Annotated in this window: 15 protein-coding genes and 1 pseudogene; 5 read left to right on the plus strand and 11 right to left on the minus strand. The window is 61.7% G+C overall.

Annotation, left to right across the window (positions count from 1 at the left end):
* Window positions 1-17: 17 nt before the first annotated feature.
* Window positions 18-1,415, minus strand: a complete 1,398-nt coding sequence (locus NKH17_RS29470; RefSeq protein ID WP_352902803.1) for a cytochrome B6 — start codon at window positions 1,413-1,415, stop codon at window positions 18-20.
* Window positions 1,416-1,904: 489 nt separating this feature from the next.
* On the opposite strand from NKH17_RS29470, the gene NKH17_RS29475 reads away from it, so the two are divergent.
* From NKH17_RS29475 to NKH17_RS29490, 4 genes are all read left to right on the plus strand, one after another.
* Window positions 1,905-2,198 carry a DUF6894 family protein gene (locus NKH17_RS29475; protein WP_352902801.1) on the plus strand — a complete coding sequence of 98 codons (294 nt, stop codon included), beginning with the start codon at window positions 1,905-1,907 and terminating at the stop codon, window positions 2,196-2,198.
* Between the two features lie 276 nt (window positions 2,199-2,474).
* Entirely contained in the window at window positions 2,475-3,155 is a 681-nt protein-coding gene (locus tag NKH17_RS29480; protein WP_352806431.1) for a hypothetical protein, read from the plus strand.
* Window positions 3,152-3,733 (plus strand): FAD-dependent oxidoreductase, encoded by a 582-nt coding sequence (locus NKH17_RS29485; RefSeq protein WP_352902799.1) that lies wholly within the window; start codon window positions 3,152-3,154, stop codon window positions 3,731-3,733. Before NKH17_RS29480 ends, NKH17_RS29485 begins: the two co-directional genes overlap by 4 nt.
* A gap of 250 nt (window positions 3,734-3,983) precedes the next feature.
* Window positions 3,984-4,493 (plus strand): ferritin-like domain-containing protein, encoded by a 510-nt coding sequence (locus NKH17_RS29490; RefSeq protein WP_352806619.1) that lies wholly within the window; start codon window positions 3,984-3,986, stop codon window positions 4,491-4,493.
* 545 nt (window positions 4,494-5,038) lie between these two features.
* Here the strand turns inward: NKH17_RS29490 and NKH17_RS29495 are convergent.
* The 7 genes from NKH17_RS29495 to NKH17_RS29525 form a co-directional block, all read right to left on the minus strand.
* Window positions 5,039-5,917: an SMP-30/gluconolactonase/LRE family protein gene (locus tag NKH17_RS29495; RefSeq protein WP_352806437.1), complete on the minus strand. Its 879-nt coding sequence runs from the start codon at window positions 5,915-5,917 to the stop codon at window positions 5,039-5,041.
* Between the two features lie 34 nt (window positions 5,918-5,951).
* On the minus strand, window positions 5,952-6,911 hold the full coding sequence (gene kce / locus NKH17_RS29500; RefSeq protein WP_352806440.1) for a 3,5-dioxohexanoate:acetyl-CoA acetone transferase: 960 nt from the start codon (window positions 6,909-6,911) through the stop codon (window positions 5,952-5,954).
* Window positions 6,908-7,855: a 3-hydroxyacyl-CoA dehydrogenase gene (locus NKH17_RS29505; protein WP_352806442.1), complete on the minus strand. Its 948-nt coding sequence runs from the start codon at window positions 7,853-7,855 to the stop codon at window positions 6,908-6,910. Before NKH17_RS29505 ends, kce begins: the two co-directional genes overlap by 4 nt.
* A 10-nt stretch (window positions 7,856-7,865) precedes the next feature.
* Window positions 7,866-8,672 (minus strand): SDR family oxidoreductase, encoded by an 807-nt coding sequence (locus tag NKH17_RS29510; RefSeq protein ID WP_352806444.1) that lies wholly within the window; start codon window positions 8,670-8,672, stop codon window positions 7,866-7,868.
* A 13-nt stretch (window positions 8,673-8,685) separates the two neighbouring features.
* Window positions 8,686-10,758 carry an ABC transporter permease gene (locus tag NKH17_RS29515; protein WP_352902795.1) on the minus strand — a complete coding sequence of 691 codons (2,073 nt, stop codon included), beginning with the start codon at window positions 10,756-10,758 and terminating at the stop codon, window positions 8,686-8,688.
* Window positions 10,755-12,293: a sugar ABC transporter ATP-binding protein gene (locus tag NKH17_RS29520; protein WP_502910637.1), complete on the minus strand. Its 1,539-nt coding sequence runs from the start codon at window positions 12,291-12,293 to the stop codon at window positions 10,755-10,757. The genes NKH17_RS29515 and NKH17_RS29520 overlap by 4 nt, the downstream gene beginning before the upstream one ends.
* 72 nt (window positions 12,294-12,365) lie before the next feature.
* Window positions 12,366-13,493: a sugar ABC transporter substrate-binding protein gene (locus NKH17_RS29525; protein ID WP_352806450.1), complete on the minus strand. Its 1,128-nt coding sequence runs from the start codon at window positions 13,491-13,493 to the stop codon at window positions 12,366-12,368.
* Between the two features lie 231 nt (window positions 13,494-13,724).
* Here NKH17_RS29525 and NKH17_RS29530 point away from each other — a divergent pair, with 231 nt between their 5' ends.
* Window positions 13,725-14,405, plus strand: coding sequence for a GntR family transcriptional regulator (locus NKH17_RS29530; protein ID WP_254820088.1), 681 nt, complete (start codon window positions 13,725-13,727; stop codon window positions 14,403-14,405).
* Window positions 14,406-14,500: 95 nt separating this feature from the next.
* On the opposite strand, the gene NKH17_RS29535 is transcribed toward NKH17_RS29530, so the two are convergent.
* The 3 genes and pseudogenes from NKH17_RS29535 to NKH17_RS29545 all read right to left on the minus strand — a co-directional run.
* Window positions 14,501-14,737, minus strand: coding sequence for a type II toxin-antitoxin system Phd/YefM family antitoxin (locus NKH17_RS29535; RefSeq protein ID WP_352507630.1), 237 nt, complete (start codon window positions 14,735-14,737; stop codon window positions 14,501-14,503).
* A 106-nt stretch (window positions 14,738-14,843) separates the two neighbouring features.
* Window positions 14,844-15,170, minus strand: a complete 327-nt coding sequence (locus tag NKH17_RS29540) for a recombinase family protein (RefSeq protein WP_352902792.1) — start codon at window positions 15,168-15,170, stop codon at window positions 14,844-14,846.
* A pseudogene (locus tag NKH17_RS29545) lies at window positions 15,127-15,454 on the minus strand (transposase); the annotation flags it as partial. The pseudogene NKH17_RS29545 and the gene NKH17_RS29540, both read right to left, overlap by 44 nt.

A 15,454-nucleotide genomic window follows, 5' to 3' on the forward strand; every position in this document is an offset into this window, starting at 1 on the left:
GCGGCTTTTTCGCTCGCTCAGAGAGTGAGCAGGTAAGCCACGAGTGAATCCTTTTCCGGCTGGTCAAGCTTCGTTCCGAGCACCAAGTTGAAGAACTCAACCGTATCGCCAAGCGTCATCAGGCGGCCGTCATGCAGATAGGGCGGAGAATCCTTGATCCCGCGCAGTGTGAAGGTCTTGATCGGCCCATCCGGTATGGCGACCTGGTCGTTGAAGGTCTTACCGATCTTGTAGAACCGCTCGAGCTTCAGGTCGTGCATGTTGTTGTCCATGAATGACAACCCTGGAACATGACACTCGGCGCAGCGGCCCTTGCCCATGAACACCTGCTCGCCCTTGAGCTCCTGCGCACTTGCGGTGGCCGGGTCAAGCCGCCCGAACGGGTCGAGCTTCGGCGCCGGCGGAAAATCGATGATGTTCTGCATCTGCGCCATCATCGCCACCTGGTTCGTGCGGTCCGGCAGATTCACCCCTTTGCGGGTGGCGCTCACGTGATCGCCGTTGAAGTAGGCGGTACGCTGCTCGAATTCCGTGAAGTCCTCGACTGAGCGCAGCGAGCGTTTGGAGCCATGAATCTGCTGATTGAACAGGCCGCGCAGGCTGGTTGTGTCGAGCCGAAAGCGCTCGGCTTGCGGCCGGACGTCCGGCGTCAGGTGAAAGGCTGCGTTGGTATGGAAATTCGCGTGGCAGTCGAGGCATGCCACACCCATGCTTTGCATCGCGACCTTTCTATCCTCGGTCTGATTGAATTCCTCCTGTGGGAAGGGCGTCAGCAGCAGACGCAGTCCTTCCATCTGTACGGGTGTGATGATGCCGTTCATATATTCGTAGAAGTTGCGGATCGTCAGCAGATCCCCGCGCGACACATCCCCCAGTTCGGGGTGGGTGCTGAGGAATATCGGAGGTGGGAATTCCGGCGTAAGATAATCGGGCAGGTCGAAATCGACGTCGAAGCGCCGCAGATCGCGCCCTTCATCGGCGCCGATCTCTCTGATCTGGTTTTCCGGAAAGACCTGGCCTCCGGTCGCCTGCTTGACGTGCGGCAGCGGCAGGAAGCCGTTCGGCAACAAACCGCGGTCGCGGATTTCTTGGGGAGTTTTGGCGGCCAGGCTGTCCCAGGTCTCACCTGCCGGGAGTTTGACCCTGACGCCCTCCTGCACCAGTTTCCGGCCGCCCGACATCATGACGCCCCGCATCGGCCGGTCCGCCAGGTTGTAACGGCTCTCGAGCAACTTGCGCTGCCGCTCGATCACGGCGGGTTTTTGCGCTTGGTCATTCTCCTTCACCGCAGAAAAGGGCAGGCTTGGCAATGGACGATAGGTCAGATCCGGCGGCAGCGGGTCCGAAGCAACGTTAAGCGTCAACGCCGCAGCACCAAGAAAGACCGGTAAACCGAAGTTGAAGACACGTGACATATCCCCTCCCGACAAGAAAGTCTAAGCGCCTGTGGCGTGGACTTGGCCCAACTCCTGGGCCCAATCTTTGTTCCCAGGCTTCGAAAAAGCCGGATCGGGGCCAAGCGTCTGGTGTGTTTGGCTACGTCTCCATACTGGCGCCCGCCCACTTCGATGGTCACGGATACCAATCCTGCCGCGCCGGCCCTCGCTCTTAAGAGGAATAGCAGCCGTGCCGGGGATGGCGAATGGATCGCCGTCCTCTCCACTCGACTGTGCCCGCATGACAGAAGCCGCGAAAGCGAGGCGGGAGCAGAAATAGGAGCGTAGCCGTCCCTGCGCTCAAACGCGAACGCTTCATCCGTGGCGCTTTGCGCGGACCCACCGGTCGAAAAAGAGCGGTTGGTACGCTCTGCGGCTGCTACCCATCGGGCAGTGACGTACTCTCGGGCCGTGTTCCTCGGAACGGAATTACCCAGTGAGCATTGCTCCGGGTAGCAGGAGGTGCCCATGCCCAGATTTCGCTTCGAGAATACTGAATTCGGACAGACGAACGCCTTCGAGATCGAACTCGCCAGCGTCGAAGCAGCCAACCAAAAAGCCATTGAAAGAGTGCGAACTGCGCTGGTCGCGGGCCTTCCGGACGCCGTCGATCAATCCGGGTCCACGACTAAGGTCTACGATGAAGCTGGCTATCTGATCGCGACGGTCAATTTCGCTGACGTAATGAGGGAATATCCGGAACTTCAGCCGAGACGAGATGAACCGCCTGCCGAGGAGCCTGGTGTCATGCGGTCCGGTTGATATCGCCCATCAGCGAACTCCATGGATGCCTTAGAAGCAGAGACAAAGAGGTTCGCCACCTTGCGGTGGGAGTGAGCCAGAGGCTTGGAGGGATCATGGGTAGAGCGGCGACTCGTTGGGACGACGATACTCCGGCTCAAGCAAAAGCCGGCCGGCGTGAGCCTGCGGCCGAGTTTGTCCGGGTGGTCAGCAACCAATAAGATGGACGAGGCAAGACCGTCGAACTTCCCGACGTTGGAGCTACCCCATTACCCGGCAGCACGCGGCGCATGCTCGATGACCTTGGTGACAGCGGCTACCGTGTCGCTGCGGTGGAAAGGCGTGCCGCGTGGCTTTTTTGCCATCCTATCGGTCTGCAAGATGTTGCCGGAGAGGTTACACCGCCAAGCTCGAATAGCGCTCCACGGAACAATCGACCCGCAGCCCTGTTGGGCAAGATTGCCTCAGGAGGCTGTTGTGCGGCGGATGATTTTGGGAGCTCTGGCCGGCCTAGCGGCAACGATGGCGATGACCGGCGCCATGCGACAGCTCCAGACGTTGCTGAACGAGACGAGCCGCTACCCGTTGCCGCCCCGCGAAATTGTCGATCACCTGGACATGCACGGCGATGAACGGCAGGCGCGAACGAATACTCTGTTGGCACACTTTGGGTTCGGCGCCATCACAGGTGCTATTTTCGCACTTTTGCCACGGCGTCGCGGCAGCGGGACGCTTTATGGCCTCGGAGTGTGGGCCGCGAGCTATCTGGGCTGGATTCCTGCAGCGCGAATTCTTGCTCCCGCATGGCGTCATCCTGCACAGCGAAATCTGCTTATGATCGCCGTGCATATGGTCTGGGGTACCGCGCTCGCAAAATCTCTCAACGAGTTGGAAGCCGCCGAATCCGAAGCGTTCGGCAGACCTTCGGATGCCAAAGTTTCAGCCTTGGAAAGGCGCGAGAGAGGGCCGGGCCGATGAAGCCAATCCCATTTTGGCTCGATCGAGAGCGTGAGGTTTCATTTGGTGCCTTGCAGGGCAATCATGACTTCGAAGTCGCGATCGTCGGCGCAGGCATTGCGGGACTGCAGGCGGCCTTTCTCTGCTGCGTAGCTTCGGGTCTGAGGGTCGCGGTTCTTGAGGCGCGCCAGATCGGCCTGCAGGCCTGCGGCCGCTCTACCGCCAAGGTCACATCCCAGCATGGCTTCGAATACGCTTCCCTCATTCGCAATTTCTGCCAGGAAGGCGCGAAGCTGTACGCGGCCGCGAATGAAAAGGCGAAAGAGAAAATCGCAGCGCTTTGCTCGGCCATGGCGGATAGGGCGAACCTGGAAGCGAAACCTGCCTTTGTCCACGCTGAAGACAAACAACAGGCGGAGAAGTTCCGCCGTAAGGCCGACGCCGGCGCGTCTCTTGGATCGCGCCGAATTCTTGTCCGATGCGGACCTGCCCGGGGGCCCACCGGAGCACTCCGCTTTTCGGGCCAGTACCAGTTCGACCCGTATCTTGATCTTTGCGGGTTGGCCCGCCTCGTGAGCGACAGCACCAAGCACGCATAGGGTGCCCGGCGATTTGGAGAACATATGCAACGATGGTCATCGCCGGCGATGCCCCGTCTGACGCAACCGGTGAGGCTTGCCGCGCGCTGTCTTGCGGTCCCGGCCTGTCTCGTTGAAAGGCAGTGTGGACGAGCAAAAGCCCGCCAACATAAAGCTGGCGGCTGGCTGTTATGTCTCTTCCGCAGCCAAAACCAACGAGGAACAATATCTTCTTTTGAAAGTTCTGGAAGATCATCAAGGAGATAGTGAAATGTCAGAATCACGTGAATGGCTTGTCCAGTGGCTCAGGGATGCTCACGCCATGGAGGAGCAGGCCGAGACTATGCTGAGTGGGCAGTTGAACCGTATTGAGAACTATCCTGAATTGAGCGACCGAATCCGGCAGCATCTCGATGAGACCAGGCAGCAGGCGGCTCGGCTTAAAACCTGTCTCGACCGCATCGGGCAAGGGTCCTCGACGTTGAAGGATGCCGGCGGCAAGCTGACCGCGATGGCGCAGTCGCTGAGCGGTGTCTTCGCTGGCGACGAGGTGATGAAAGGATCACTTGCGAGCTACACGTTCGAGCACATGGAAATCGCCTCCTACACGATCCTTATCGCCGCTGCTAAATCGGTCGGTGAAACGGAGGTCGCGCAGGTTTGCGAGCAGAACCTGCAAGAGGAAGTCGCGATGGCGGACTGGCTGAAAAGCCATATTCCCTCGACAACCGAGCAGTTCCTGGCGCGGGCCGAGACGGAGAGCGAGAGTGCCAAGCGTTAATCAGTCGCCGAGGTTTGCTTCGTGCAAGTAAACAGCGCGCGAGCGACTGCCGCAGTGTGCCGACGGCGGAAGTCGCCGAGAACTTTCAAGAGCATCGTCAGAGGCTTGGGGTTTTCCACTATTTTGATCGGCTCGTGCCCGAATCTTCTGCCCAACGTCGCCGAGACTCAAGTATCAGATTTTGCTTATGGAGCGTCGGCACGCCATCCGAAGGATCAAGGACGGGCTTTGGGAGGTCTACGACATAGACGATGAAAAGGTCGTCTTCGTGGACGGCGTAGCTCTGACCAATTTGCGGGACGAAGAGGCACTCGAGGCATTGGAGTTGCTAATGGATGGATTTCTTGTTCCGAGCAGGTCTCCAAGGCTCGGTTGATGGTTTCCAGGGACATGTTCGCGCACACTTCAGACGAAGCGCCCCAAGCCTGTCATTGTGGGTTCCATCAGAACCGCCCGGCACGAGGTTCCAGCGCCGGTTGCCCTGCGGCGGGACGTTGGGGTTGGCACCAAGCAGGCGGGAAGGATGACCGCCACTACGCACCGTTTTACGCGGCAAATCTTGGCTCGGGAACTCCCGTCACGCCGAGGCCGGTGATGGCAAAAAGGCTGCCGCGTAAAACTCCGTCGCCCGGAAAGCGCGGCAGCGGCGGTTTGGCCATCGATGTAACGTACAGGATGTCGAGCTTTGGCCCGCCGAACATGACGCTGGTGATCTTCTTGACGGGCATGTCGATAACACGGTCGACGCTGCCGTCAGGCGCGTAGCGGACCAGCCTGCCATCATAGACCAGCGCGTTCCAAAGGAATCCTTCGGCATCGACAGTCGAGCCGTCGGCCGCCCCTCCCCGGCTGGTATCGACACGCGTGAAAGTGCGCCGGTTGGCGGCGGCACCGGTTGCGATGTCGTAGTCGTATGCCCAGATCTCACCGGTCCAGGTGTCGGCGAAATAGAAAGTGCGATCGTCGGGGCTCCAGCAGGGACCGTTGGAGCAGATGATGCCGGAATCTATTCGGGTCACCGAGAAATCCGGATCGAGCCGGTAGAGCCCGCCGGAGGGTCCCTCTTCCATGGTGTCCATTGAGCCGGCGAAGAAGCGGCCTCGCCGATCGACCTTGCCGTCATTGAGCCGGTTCATCGGCCTGTCCGGCTCTGGATCGTGGATCAGCGTCACCTCGCCGGTGGCGAAATCCAGCAGATGGAAGCCGCGCTGCAGCGACACCACCGCGCCACCGCCGTCCTTGCGCAATGCCATCGAACCGATCTTCATCGGCACGTCCCAGCAACGGATCTCGCGGCCGTCGGCGGTCGCCCGAAACACGCGCCCGTCGAAACTGTCGATCCAGTAGAGGCGCTCCTGTTCAACGTCCCACAGCGGTCCCTCGCCCAGCGTGGTCTTCACGTCCACCACGACCTCGATCTTCATTCCGTCCTCCTCTGTTCGAACTTGCAGAAACCGGTCAGAACGCGACCTGGTCGCCGCCCTTCAATGACAGGATTTCGCGGGCCTCGTCGGGCGTCGCCACTTCCATCCCGAGTCCTTCGATGATCTTGCGGGCAAGCACCACCTGCTCGGCGTTCGACTTGGCAAGCTTGCCCTTGCCGGCCCAAAGACTGTCTTCAAGCCCGACGCGGATGTTGCCGCCAAGCGCTGCCGATTGTGCAGCGATGCGCAACTGGCTGGCGCCAGCCCCCAGCACCGACCAGCGGTACTGCTCGCCGAACAGCCGGTCGGCGGTGCGCTTCATATGGGCCACGTCTTCCGGATGCGTGCCGATGCCGCCGAGCAGACCGAACACCGACTGCACGAAGAACGGTGGTTTCACCAGCCCGCGATCGGCGAAATGGGAGAGGTTATAGAGATGGGCAATGTCGTAGCACTCGAACTCGAAGCGCGTGCCGTTGTCGTAACAGGTCTCCAGTATGTACTCGATGTCTTTGAACGAGTTGCGGAAGACCAGGTCACGCGTCGCTTCCAGGTGCGGCCTTTCCCAGTCGAACTTGAACGTTTCGTATTTGTCTACGAGGTGATAGAGCCCGAAATTGATCGATCCCATGTTGAGCGAGGCGACTTCCGGCTTGAACTGCGCGGCGGGGCGCACACGCTCCTCGAGCTTCATGTAGGGACTGCCGCCGGTGGTGATGTTGATGGCGGCATTGGTGCCTTGTTTGACGCGCGGCAGGAAACGCCCGAACGCCTCCGGCGTCTGGTCGGGCTTGCCGGTCTCGGGGTCGCGGGCATGCAGATGCAGGATCGCTGCACCGGCCTCGGCCGCCGCAATCGCCTCCGAGGCGATCTGGTCCGGCGTGATCGGCAGATAGGGCGACATGGTCGGCGTATGGATTGCCCCCGTCACCGCACAGGTGATGATGACCTTCTTGGCTTGCTGGGCGCCGGGCTTGCGGCTTGTTTCCGTCATCGTCCAAACTCCTGATCCGCTTTTTTCTTGTGCGCCGCCAGCGCCATCAGTCGGCGGTCGCGCCAGACCTGCCGCTCGCCAAGTTCTTCCCGCGGCAGCCGGTTGCGGCGCTCGGCCTCGACCGTCTCCATGACTTCGCCGGCCCAGTCGACCCGACGCAGCATCTGCGGGAAGATGTTGGAATAGATCGTCTGGTAGCGCTCTACATAGTCGCGCACGCCACCAGGCGCGTTGAGGTCGATCGTTTCGAACGGACCCATGAACGACCAGCGCAGCGCCAGCCCCTCGCGCAGGCCCATGTCGACGTCCTCGACGCTGGCATAGCCGTCGGCGACGAGCCGGAACGCCTCCTCCAACAGCGCACCCTGCAAGCGGTTCATGATGAAGCCGTCGAGTTCGCGCTTCATCACCAGCGGCGCGTGGCCCGCCTCGACAAGAAATGCACGCGTCCTTTCCAACGTTTCGGCGGAGGTCCACGGCGCCGGCACGACTTCCGCTGCCGGGATGAGATAGGGCGGATTGATCGGGTGCACGACGAGGCAGCGATGGCGCCCCTGAAGATGATCGGTGAATTTCGACGGCAACAGCGCCGAGGTGGAACTAGCGAGCACCGCCTGCGGACCGGCAACGGCGTCGATCCGGGAGAACACTTCCCGCTTCACCTCGAGGTTTTCCGGCGTGTTCTCCTGGACGTGGACGGCATCGGCCAAGGCCTCGCCAAGCTCCGCCACAATAGTGATGCGGCCAAGCACGGCATCGGCCGCCTGTCCCCGCAGCAAATCGTTGGCGGCAAGGTCGCCGAGCACGCTGGCGATATAGTCCTGCGCACCGCTGGCCGCGGCCGGCGCCTGGTCCCACATGCGCACATCATGGCCGGCACGAGCGAAGCTGATCGCCCACGCTCGCCCGATGAAGCCGCTTCCGACAATTGCTACCTTCGCCATGATCTCCCCCTCAGAGTGTCTCGACGTTGCCGTCGACGCCGAGCGACTGGCCGGAAATGTTGATGCCCGCCTCGGAAAGCAGGAAGGCCACCATCGCCGCGACATCGTATGGGCTGGTCATGCGGCGCAGCGAGATGTTCTGCAGATAGCGTTGTGTCATCTCCTCGTTTGAAACGCCGAGCTGCTTTGCCCGGTCGGCAATGACCTTGTCGATGCGCGGCCCTTCGATGATGCCGGGCAAGATGGCATTGACCCTGATCCCATGCGGTCCGAGTTCCTTTGCAAGACTCTGGGTCAGGCCGACAACGCCGAACTTGGCAGCCGAGTACGGCGTTCGGAACGCGTAGCCATGGCGGCCGGCGGCCGAAGACATCGAGACGATCGAGCCGCCGCCCGCCGCCTTGATCAGCGGCACGGCACGACGCGCGCACAGGAACTGGCCGGTCAGGCAGATATCTATGCAACGCCGCCAGTCTGCCGGATCGATCTCATCGACGCCGCCGGTCGGCCCGGCAATGCCGGCATTGTTGATCAGGGCGTCGAGCCCGCCGAGCTTCTCCTTGATAGTCTCGAACAGCCGGTCGACATCGTCGTCGCGCGAAACGTCGGCCTTGACCGCAGCGGCAAGGGCAATCCTTTTCGGAGCGGACGCCAATGCCTCGTCCGAAATATCGCAGATCACGACACGCGCGCCGAGCCGCGACAGTGTCTCTGCAATGGCAAAGCCGATGCCGCCGGCGCCCGCCGTGACCAGCACGCGCTGGCCTTTGAGCCCGGTCAGGAATTCGTCCGCCGATGCCGGTGCGCTTGAGCTCATTGTTCCATCCCTTTCACTGAATCCGCCTTTCACGCAGCGCCATGACGGCACCGAGCACCACCAGCCCGAACAGGATCGCCCGCGTCGCATAAGGCAGCGTCGTGCCGGCGAGCAGCATCTGCAACGCGGTCAGGAGCAGCACCCCGCCCAGCATGCCGAGATAATGGCCGCGCCCGCCGGTGATCAGCGCACCGCCGACCACGACGACGGCGATGGAGGGCAGCAGATAATCGTCGCCCATGCCGAGGCTGGCCTGGCCGGAAAAGCCGGTCAGCATGATGCCGACCAGTGCCGCGCAGACTGCCGACAGCACATAGACGAGGATGAGCGTGCGACCGACCGCTATGCCGGAGAGCTGGGCTGCGCGCAGGCTGTTGCCGATGCCGTAGACGCGGCGGCCGAAAGCGGTGCGGCCGAGCAGCAGCACGGCAAAGACGACGAAGGCGATCATGAACAGCACCACCGGCGTGATGGCGAATACCTTGCCTGTCATGAACCAGCGCAGCATCGGCGAGGAGAAGCCGGCCGGCGTGCCTTGCGAGTAGAGCAAAGCGAAACCTTGCAGAATGCCGTTGGTGCCCAGCGTCATAACAATTGGCGAGATGCCGAGAAAAACGATACCGATGCCGTTGGCGAGACCGATCAGGCAAGCGACAGCGAGCACCGCCGGCAGCGCATAGGCAAGTGCAGCGTCGGATCCGTTGACCATACCGGCAAGCAGGATTCCCGACAGGCCGATCGTCCACGGCACTGACAAGTCAAGTCCGCCGGTAAGAATCACGCTGCCTTGCCCAAGCGCCAGGATGGCAAGGAAGCTCGACAGCACGAACAGCGAATTCCAGTAGCCAAAATTGACGATGGCGCGTCCGAGCCAGATCTGGGTGACGATCACGACAATGGCAAGACAGACATAGGCCGGCAGCGCATAGCGCAGCGTCTCTGCGTTACGGACATGGAAGGCCGGCTGCGGCGCCTGCTGCCCGCCGGCGCTGCCCCGCGCAATTCGCAGTCGCCGGTCGGTGCGATCGATCTGTGAGGGCAGCATTCCGGCCCGCCACGCGGCGAGCCGCGCCCGCAGCGCACGCAGTTGACGGGCAAGCATGGAGCCATGCGACAGCGAGCCGGCAAGCACGGCAAGGATCAGGATCGTGCCTTCGGCAATCGTCGAATAGTAGGCCGAGACGTTGAGCACGAGCAGGATATTGACGACCATCATCAGGATGTAGGCCCCGAAGACAGTGCCGACGGGCCCACCTTGACCGCCGCCCAGCCTTGTACCGCCGACGACGACCGCCGCGAACATCGACAGCAACAACGGGTTGCCGACCAGCGGATCGCCGCTGCCCGTCTGGGCGCTGATGAAAACGCCGGCAAGCCCATAGCAGCCGCCGGCAATGACATAGACCAGGAAGCGTACGAGAACGACCCGCACGCCGACCGACGCGGCTGCGTCCGGATCGCTGCCGACGGCATAAAGCGCCGTCCCGAAGCGTGTGCCTTCGAGCCAGAACCAGCCGAGCAGGACCACGCCGATGACCACCAGCGGCATCGGTAGCCAGCCGGCGATAGCATCACCGAGATAGAAGGCGCCAAGATCGGGCGAGACGAAGCCGCCGGGCTTGTCCATGACCAGCAGCGTTACCCCCTGCAGGATGAACATGGTCGACAGCGTGACGACGATAGGCTGCATGCGCAGGACGGCAATGAAGAAGCCGTTGAAGGCGCCGACCAGCATGCCGACCCCAATTCCGGCCAAAGTCCACAGCGCGACACTCGTGCCGGTCGCCATCGGATCCATGCCGTTTGCCAGGACGACATTGACCAGCGAGATCACCGCGCCGGCGGACAGGTCGAAACCGCCGGACAGGATGACGAGGGTCTGGCCGATCGCCGCCAATGCGGAAGTGGCGCCGCCGCTCGACAGGAACGAAATGTCGAAATAGGTGAGCCGCCCGGCACTGACCAGATCGACGATCAGCAGGAGCAGGGCAAAGACGATCGCCGCGATGATGGCGCCGTGATGCCGCGCGAGGAGCCGCGCCAATGTCGCGGTCGGTGCCGCGGCGGCCGAGCTCGTCACACTCATTCCGCCGCCTCCCGAACCACGTCCCGCTGGCCAAGCGCCGGCCGCATGATCGCGCCTTCGGTGATCTCGTCGCCGGCAAGCTCAGCCACCAGATGGCCGTCATAGAGGACGAGCACCCGGTCGCATTGATGGACCAGCTCGGGAATTTCGGTTGAATGCAGAAGGATCGAGCCGCCGGCCGCCACATAGTCGCGCATCATCACGTAGAGCTCGTGCTTGGTCCCCACGTCAATGCCCCGGGTCGGATCGAAAAGCAGCAGGATCCGGCTTTCGGCGACGAGCCATTTGGCAATGGCTATCTTTTGCTGGTTGCCGCCCGAGAAGGCCCCTGCCCTTGTCCACAAGGCACTGCGGTCGACCTCCACGGTCGAGAAGGCGGACTGTACGGCCCTTGCCTCCTCGTCTGTTCTGATCAGGCCATAACGGGTGAAGCGCGCGACGACCGGCAGCGATGCATTCTGCCGGCCCGAGAGTTTCAGGAACAGGCCTTCGGTTTTGCGGTCCTCCGGCACCAGCCCGATTGCCATATTGGGCTTGAGCGCATCCGCGGGCGAGCCGAGCCACACTTGGCGCCCGTCGACCAGGATGTGGCCGCGCTCGATCTCGGCCATGCCGAAACAGGCGAGGAACAGGTCGAGCTGACCCATGCCCTGCAATCCGGCAACGCCGAGGATCTCGCCCTTGCGCAGGTCGAAATCGATGCCGTCGAGCTTCCTCCCGGCTTTGAGATCGCGCACGCCGAGCACCGGCGGACCAAAGGCGGCCTCGCTTTCTGGTTTCGGCGGGAAGGTCTGGGCGATGCTGCGGCCGATGATTTTTTCAATCACCTCACCATCCGAAACGTCGGCAACCGGCGCGGTGACGATGTGGTGGCCGTTCCTGAGAATGGTCAGCGTGTCGCAGAAAGCCCGCACCTCGCGCATGCGATGGGTGATGAACACGACCGTGGTACCGGCCGCTTTCAACCGCGCGATGATCGCGGCAAGCCACTCGACATCGCCACCCGACAGCGTCGAGGTCGGCTCGTCGAGCAGTAGGATGCGCGGCTTGCGATAGAGCGCGCGCGCGATTTCGATCTTCTGGCGGATGGCGAGATCGAGAGTCGCTACTTCGGCATCGAGATCGACCGTAAACCCCAGATCGGAGATGTGCTTGCGCACTGCCCTACGCGCGCTCAACCGCCTTATCAGGCCGACTGGGCCAACGGGCGCGTAAGGCAGCAACATGTTATCGAGAACGCTGAGATCGCGTACCAAGGTCATTTCCTGGAAGGCTGTCTGGACGCCTTTGGCATGCGCGGCCCGCGGCGAACCCAGTGGCGCCGGTTCGCCTGACAGGGTGATTTGCCCGTCGTCGGGCCGCACTAGCCCCGACAGCAGCTTGACGAGCGTGGACTTGCCCGCACCGTTCTCGCCAAGCAAGGCATGCACGCTGCCGGAAGCGATCTCGAAGGAAACGCCATCAAGGGCGACTGTTGCGCCAAACGCCTTGCGGACGCCCTCTATGCCGACAGCTGTCGAATGCGCTGACATCATGATCCCAGTCCCGGCCTGCATGAAAGGTGCGTGGAGCGCCTCGAAAGCACCCCACCCCCACTTTCGGAGTGCCTACTCCTCAGGCTGGCCTACAAGGGCTGCTGCGAGACCGATTTCAGGTGTCTGATCGGAGAAGATCGAGGCGAACCAGCCTGGGTTCGAGACCAGCGACGGTTTGAACGCGTTGCAACCCGCCTTCATCTCCGCCCAGGTGCCCTCGTCGCAAAGCTTTATCGTCTCGTTGGTGACGACCGGCAGCGGCAGGATCGTCTTCTTGGCAACGTCCTTGCCTTCAAGTGCTTCGACGGCAAGCTTGAGAGCGAGCGCCCCGGAATATGGCGGCGAGGCGTAGGAGATGCGCGACGCGCCGAGCGGCGCATAGGGAGAGGTCGCGCCCTCGACCTCCGTGCCCTCCGGCAGCATCTGGATACGCCCGCCATTCGAACCCTCGCCTGCGCAAGGCAGGAGTTCGCTGCTCTTCTTGCCGGCCTCGAGCTGCATGGAATTGGCGGTGAAGCAGCCGACCTGCATCCATAACCCGTTGATGTCGTCCCAGCTGCGCGTCGCCAATATCTTGGAAAGTTCGGTACGCGCCACCGCCTGGCTCCACATGCCGACAGCCTCGCCGACGATCTTGATGTCGGGGTGCTTGGCAAACACCTCCTTCGCGGCCTTGGTGCGCAGATCATCGACCGAGGTGCCAGGAACGCCGGTTACCGCGATGATGTTGCCCTTGCCATTGAGCTTCTTGACCAGCCACTCCGCCGTTACGCGGCCAGCCTCCTCCTGGTCGATATGGACATTGTAGGCGCAAGGCTCCGTGATCTCGGCATCATAGGCAAACACCTTCACGCCCTTATCGCAGGCGTTCTTCACCACCTGGTTGAGGGCTGTCGGCGAAATCGGGAAGATCACGATGGCTTCGGCGCCGGCCTGGACCATGGCATTGATCTGCTGGATCTGGCGCTGTGCGTTCGGCCCCGCCACCTGGACCTGAAGGTCTACCTTGTCGACCATGCTCTTGTGCGAGGCCATTGCCTTGACCATGTTGGCGGCCTCGGCCTGCCAATCATTGCCGATGAAGCTCATGCTGAGAAATATCTTGTGCTTTCCGGCCGCTTCTGCGCCGGACATCCCAAAAGCGCAAACAGCCATGCCGGCAAGCAGCGCAAGCCGCCGGGCTTTCCATCCGATACCCATTCGAAACTCCTCCCAGTTCAGACGACCGAATGCCTCCCAAGGGCACGAGACGTACGCCTTGTCATTCGATGCGGCTGACCGTATCATTATTTGATCAAAGATCAATGATGAAATGCCTGAGAGGCAAAGCTGGACACGCGGGCGCTTGACGCGGCAATTCGAACCTTGCATTCCGGGCACAGGCGCCGGGTATGACAAGAGCGTCGCCCGAATGGGGGAAGGTTAACAGAAATGGCTGGGGCGGCATTCAGGAAGCCGGGCGTCGAAATCACGCCACTTTCCAGGGAAACCCTGCAGGACAGGGTCTACCGGCACGTTACCGAGTTGATCCTCGATGGCAGTATCGTTCCAGGTGAAATGGTGACGGTGCAGAGCCTTGCCGACGCTTTTGGCGTCAGCCCGATGCCGGTTCGGGAGGCACTGCGGCGTCTGAGCGCCGCCAACGCCCTGATGGTGGTTTCGGGCCGTTCGATCGGTATCCCGGCATTAAGTCGTGCGCGACTCATCGATCTCAGAAACGTCAGGTTTGAAATCGAGGCGATCGCCGCCGCATGGGCCGCAGAACGCATTGACGATCACGGCGTGATGCTGCTGGGCCAGCATCTGGAGGCACTCGAGCAGGCCAATGCCGCCGGAGACGTAAAATCCTATCTCAGGGCCAATTACGCTTTTCACTTTTCCATCTACCGGGCCGCGGGCTCGGAAAACATGCTCAGCATCATCGAGAACCTGTGGCTGCAGATCAGCCCCTATTTCAACATGCTGCACGATTCTGGAAACTATTCGACCGCCAACCAGCACCATCAGCAGATGTTTGCAGCTCTGCGAGACCGCAATGCGGAAGCGGTTCGGGCGGCGGTTCGCGCCGACATTGACGCGGCTTTCGCAGTGCTGATCAAACTGCTGAAGTAACATTCCTCGAAGTCGCGCCGGTTGCGGCGGCGAGCCGCCGCTAGGCACGAATATGTCCATCTGCATGTAGCGTCCGCCCGTCTGCTTCCCTGAGATCAGGAAGATGAAGACTCCGGCTCCATTTCAGAGGCTTCGAGCGCGGCGACCTCGTCCGCGCCGAGCTCTGCTGTCAGCTCGACCCGCCGGTCGCGCTTCAACAGCCGGACAAAATCCTCGTAGGCCAGCAGCACCGTGTGCGGGCGACCGTTCTTGGTGACCGGGTCGTGCACCGCGGCATCCTGATAGGCGCCGAAATTTTTCAAGACGGCGGCGGTGGTGACGGTGGTGGTCATCCGCGAGACTCCTTTGTTCCGGAATATACGGGCTTTCCGCTAGTGTCGGGCGCCCGCCAGAGGGAAACGAGGCAGTAACAGGGCAACCTCCAAAAACCCCAGAATGCTAAATCGTCGCTACACAGGCCGAACCCTCGACGCGCGCGATTCCGTGCTGCCCTTCGACCGCCGCCATTTTCTGGCCCTCGGACAGGGTGACGATCGTCACCCCTGCGAAACTCAGGCGCCGGAAGACACCTGCCACGTCCTGATCGCGACTGATGCGATCCAGCGCCTCCGACAGAACCAGGTCGAAACGGCCCGCCTGAGCATCGGCAAGAACCGACTGAATACCGGAGCGGATAAGGATGTTCCCGAGATGGCCCGGTCGGATTAGGGCTTGTTGAGATTCATTTGGAGTTGATGACGGCAGCAGCGAGATGAATGATGGCATTGAAGCTCTGGTCGGTTTTGTCGGCGCGCGCATGGCGATGCGTTTGAACTCTTTGAGTTTGCAGAAGAAATTCTCGATCAGATGACGCCATTTGTACATCTCGGCATCGAGCGGGATCGGCTTTGTTCGGCGCGGATGCTGGGAAATGACGATCTTGGCGCCACGCTCGTTCAGATCGGCAATGATGGTGTTGCTGTCGAAGGCCTTGTCGGCGATCAGAGCGCCGAAGGAGAGGCCTTGGATGAGCGGTTCGACACCGACCGTATCGAAGCGCTGGCCCGGCA

It is taken from the genome of Mesorhizobium sp. M1334, from assembly GCF_040317995.1.
GTDB lineage: Bacteria > Pseudomonadota > Alphaproteobacteria > Rhizobiales > Rhizobiaceae > Mesorhizobium.

Coding starts and splice junctions, on each gene's coding strand:
- NKH17_RS29470 (WP_352902803.1), bottom strand. CDS start 1,415: ATGTCACGTGTCTTCAACTTCGGTTTACCGGTCTTTCTTGGTGCTGCG.
- NKH17_RS29475 (WP_352902801.1), top strand. CDS start 1,905: ATGCCCAGATTTCGCTTCGAGAATACTGAATTCGGACAGACGAACGCC.
- NKH17_RS29480 (WP_352806431.1), top strand. CDS start 2,475: ATGACCTTGGTGACAGCGGCTACCGTGTCGCTGCGGTGGAAAGGCGTG.
- NKH17_RS29485 (WP_352902799.1), top strand. CDS start 3,152: ATGAAGCCAATCCCATTTTGGCTCGATCGAGAGCGTGAGGTTTCATTT.
- NKH17_RS29490 (WP_352806619.1), top strand. CDS start 3,984: ATGTCAGAATCACGTGAATGGCTTGTCCAGTGGCTCAGGGATGCTCAC.
- NKH17_RS29495 (WP_352806437.1), bottom strand. CDS start 5,917: ATGAAGATCGAGGTCGTGGTGGACGTGAAGACCACGCTGGGCGAGGGA.
- kce (WP_352806440.1), bottom strand. CDS start 6,911: ATGACGGAAACAAGCCGCAAGCCCGGCGCCCAGCAAGCCAAGAAGGTC.
- NKH17_RS29505 (WP_352806442.1), bottom strand. CDS start 7,855: ATGGCGAAGGTAGCAATTGTCGGAAGCGGCTTCATCGGGCGAGCGTGG.
- NKH17_RS29510 (WP_352806444.1), bottom strand. CDS start 8,672: ATGAGCTCAAGCGCACCGGCATCGGCGGACGAATTCCTGACCGGGCTC.
- NKH17_RS29515 (WP_352902795.1), bottom strand. CDS start 10,758: ATGAGTGTGACGAGCTCGGCCGCCGCGGCACCGACCGCGACATTGGCG.
- NKH17_RS29520 (WP_502910637.1), bottom strand. CDS start 12,293: ATGATGTCAGCGCATTCGACAGCTGTCGGCATAGAGGGCGTCCGCAAG.
- NKH17_RS29525 (WP_352806450.1), bottom strand. CDS start 13,493: ATGGGTATCGGATGGAAAGCCCGGCGGCTTGCGCTGCTTGCCGGCATG.
- NKH17_RS29530 (WP_254820088.1), top strand. CDS start 13,725: ATGGCTGGGGCGGCATTCAGGAAGCCGGGCGTCGAAATCACGCCACTT.
- NKH17_RS29535 (WP_352507630.1), bottom strand. CDS start 14,737: ATGACCACCACCGTCACCACCGCCGCCGTCTTGAAAAATTTCGGCGCC.
- NKH17_RS29540 (WP_352902792.1), bottom strand. CDS start 15,170: ATGCCATCATTCATCTCGCTGCTGCCGTCATCAACTCCAAATGAATCT.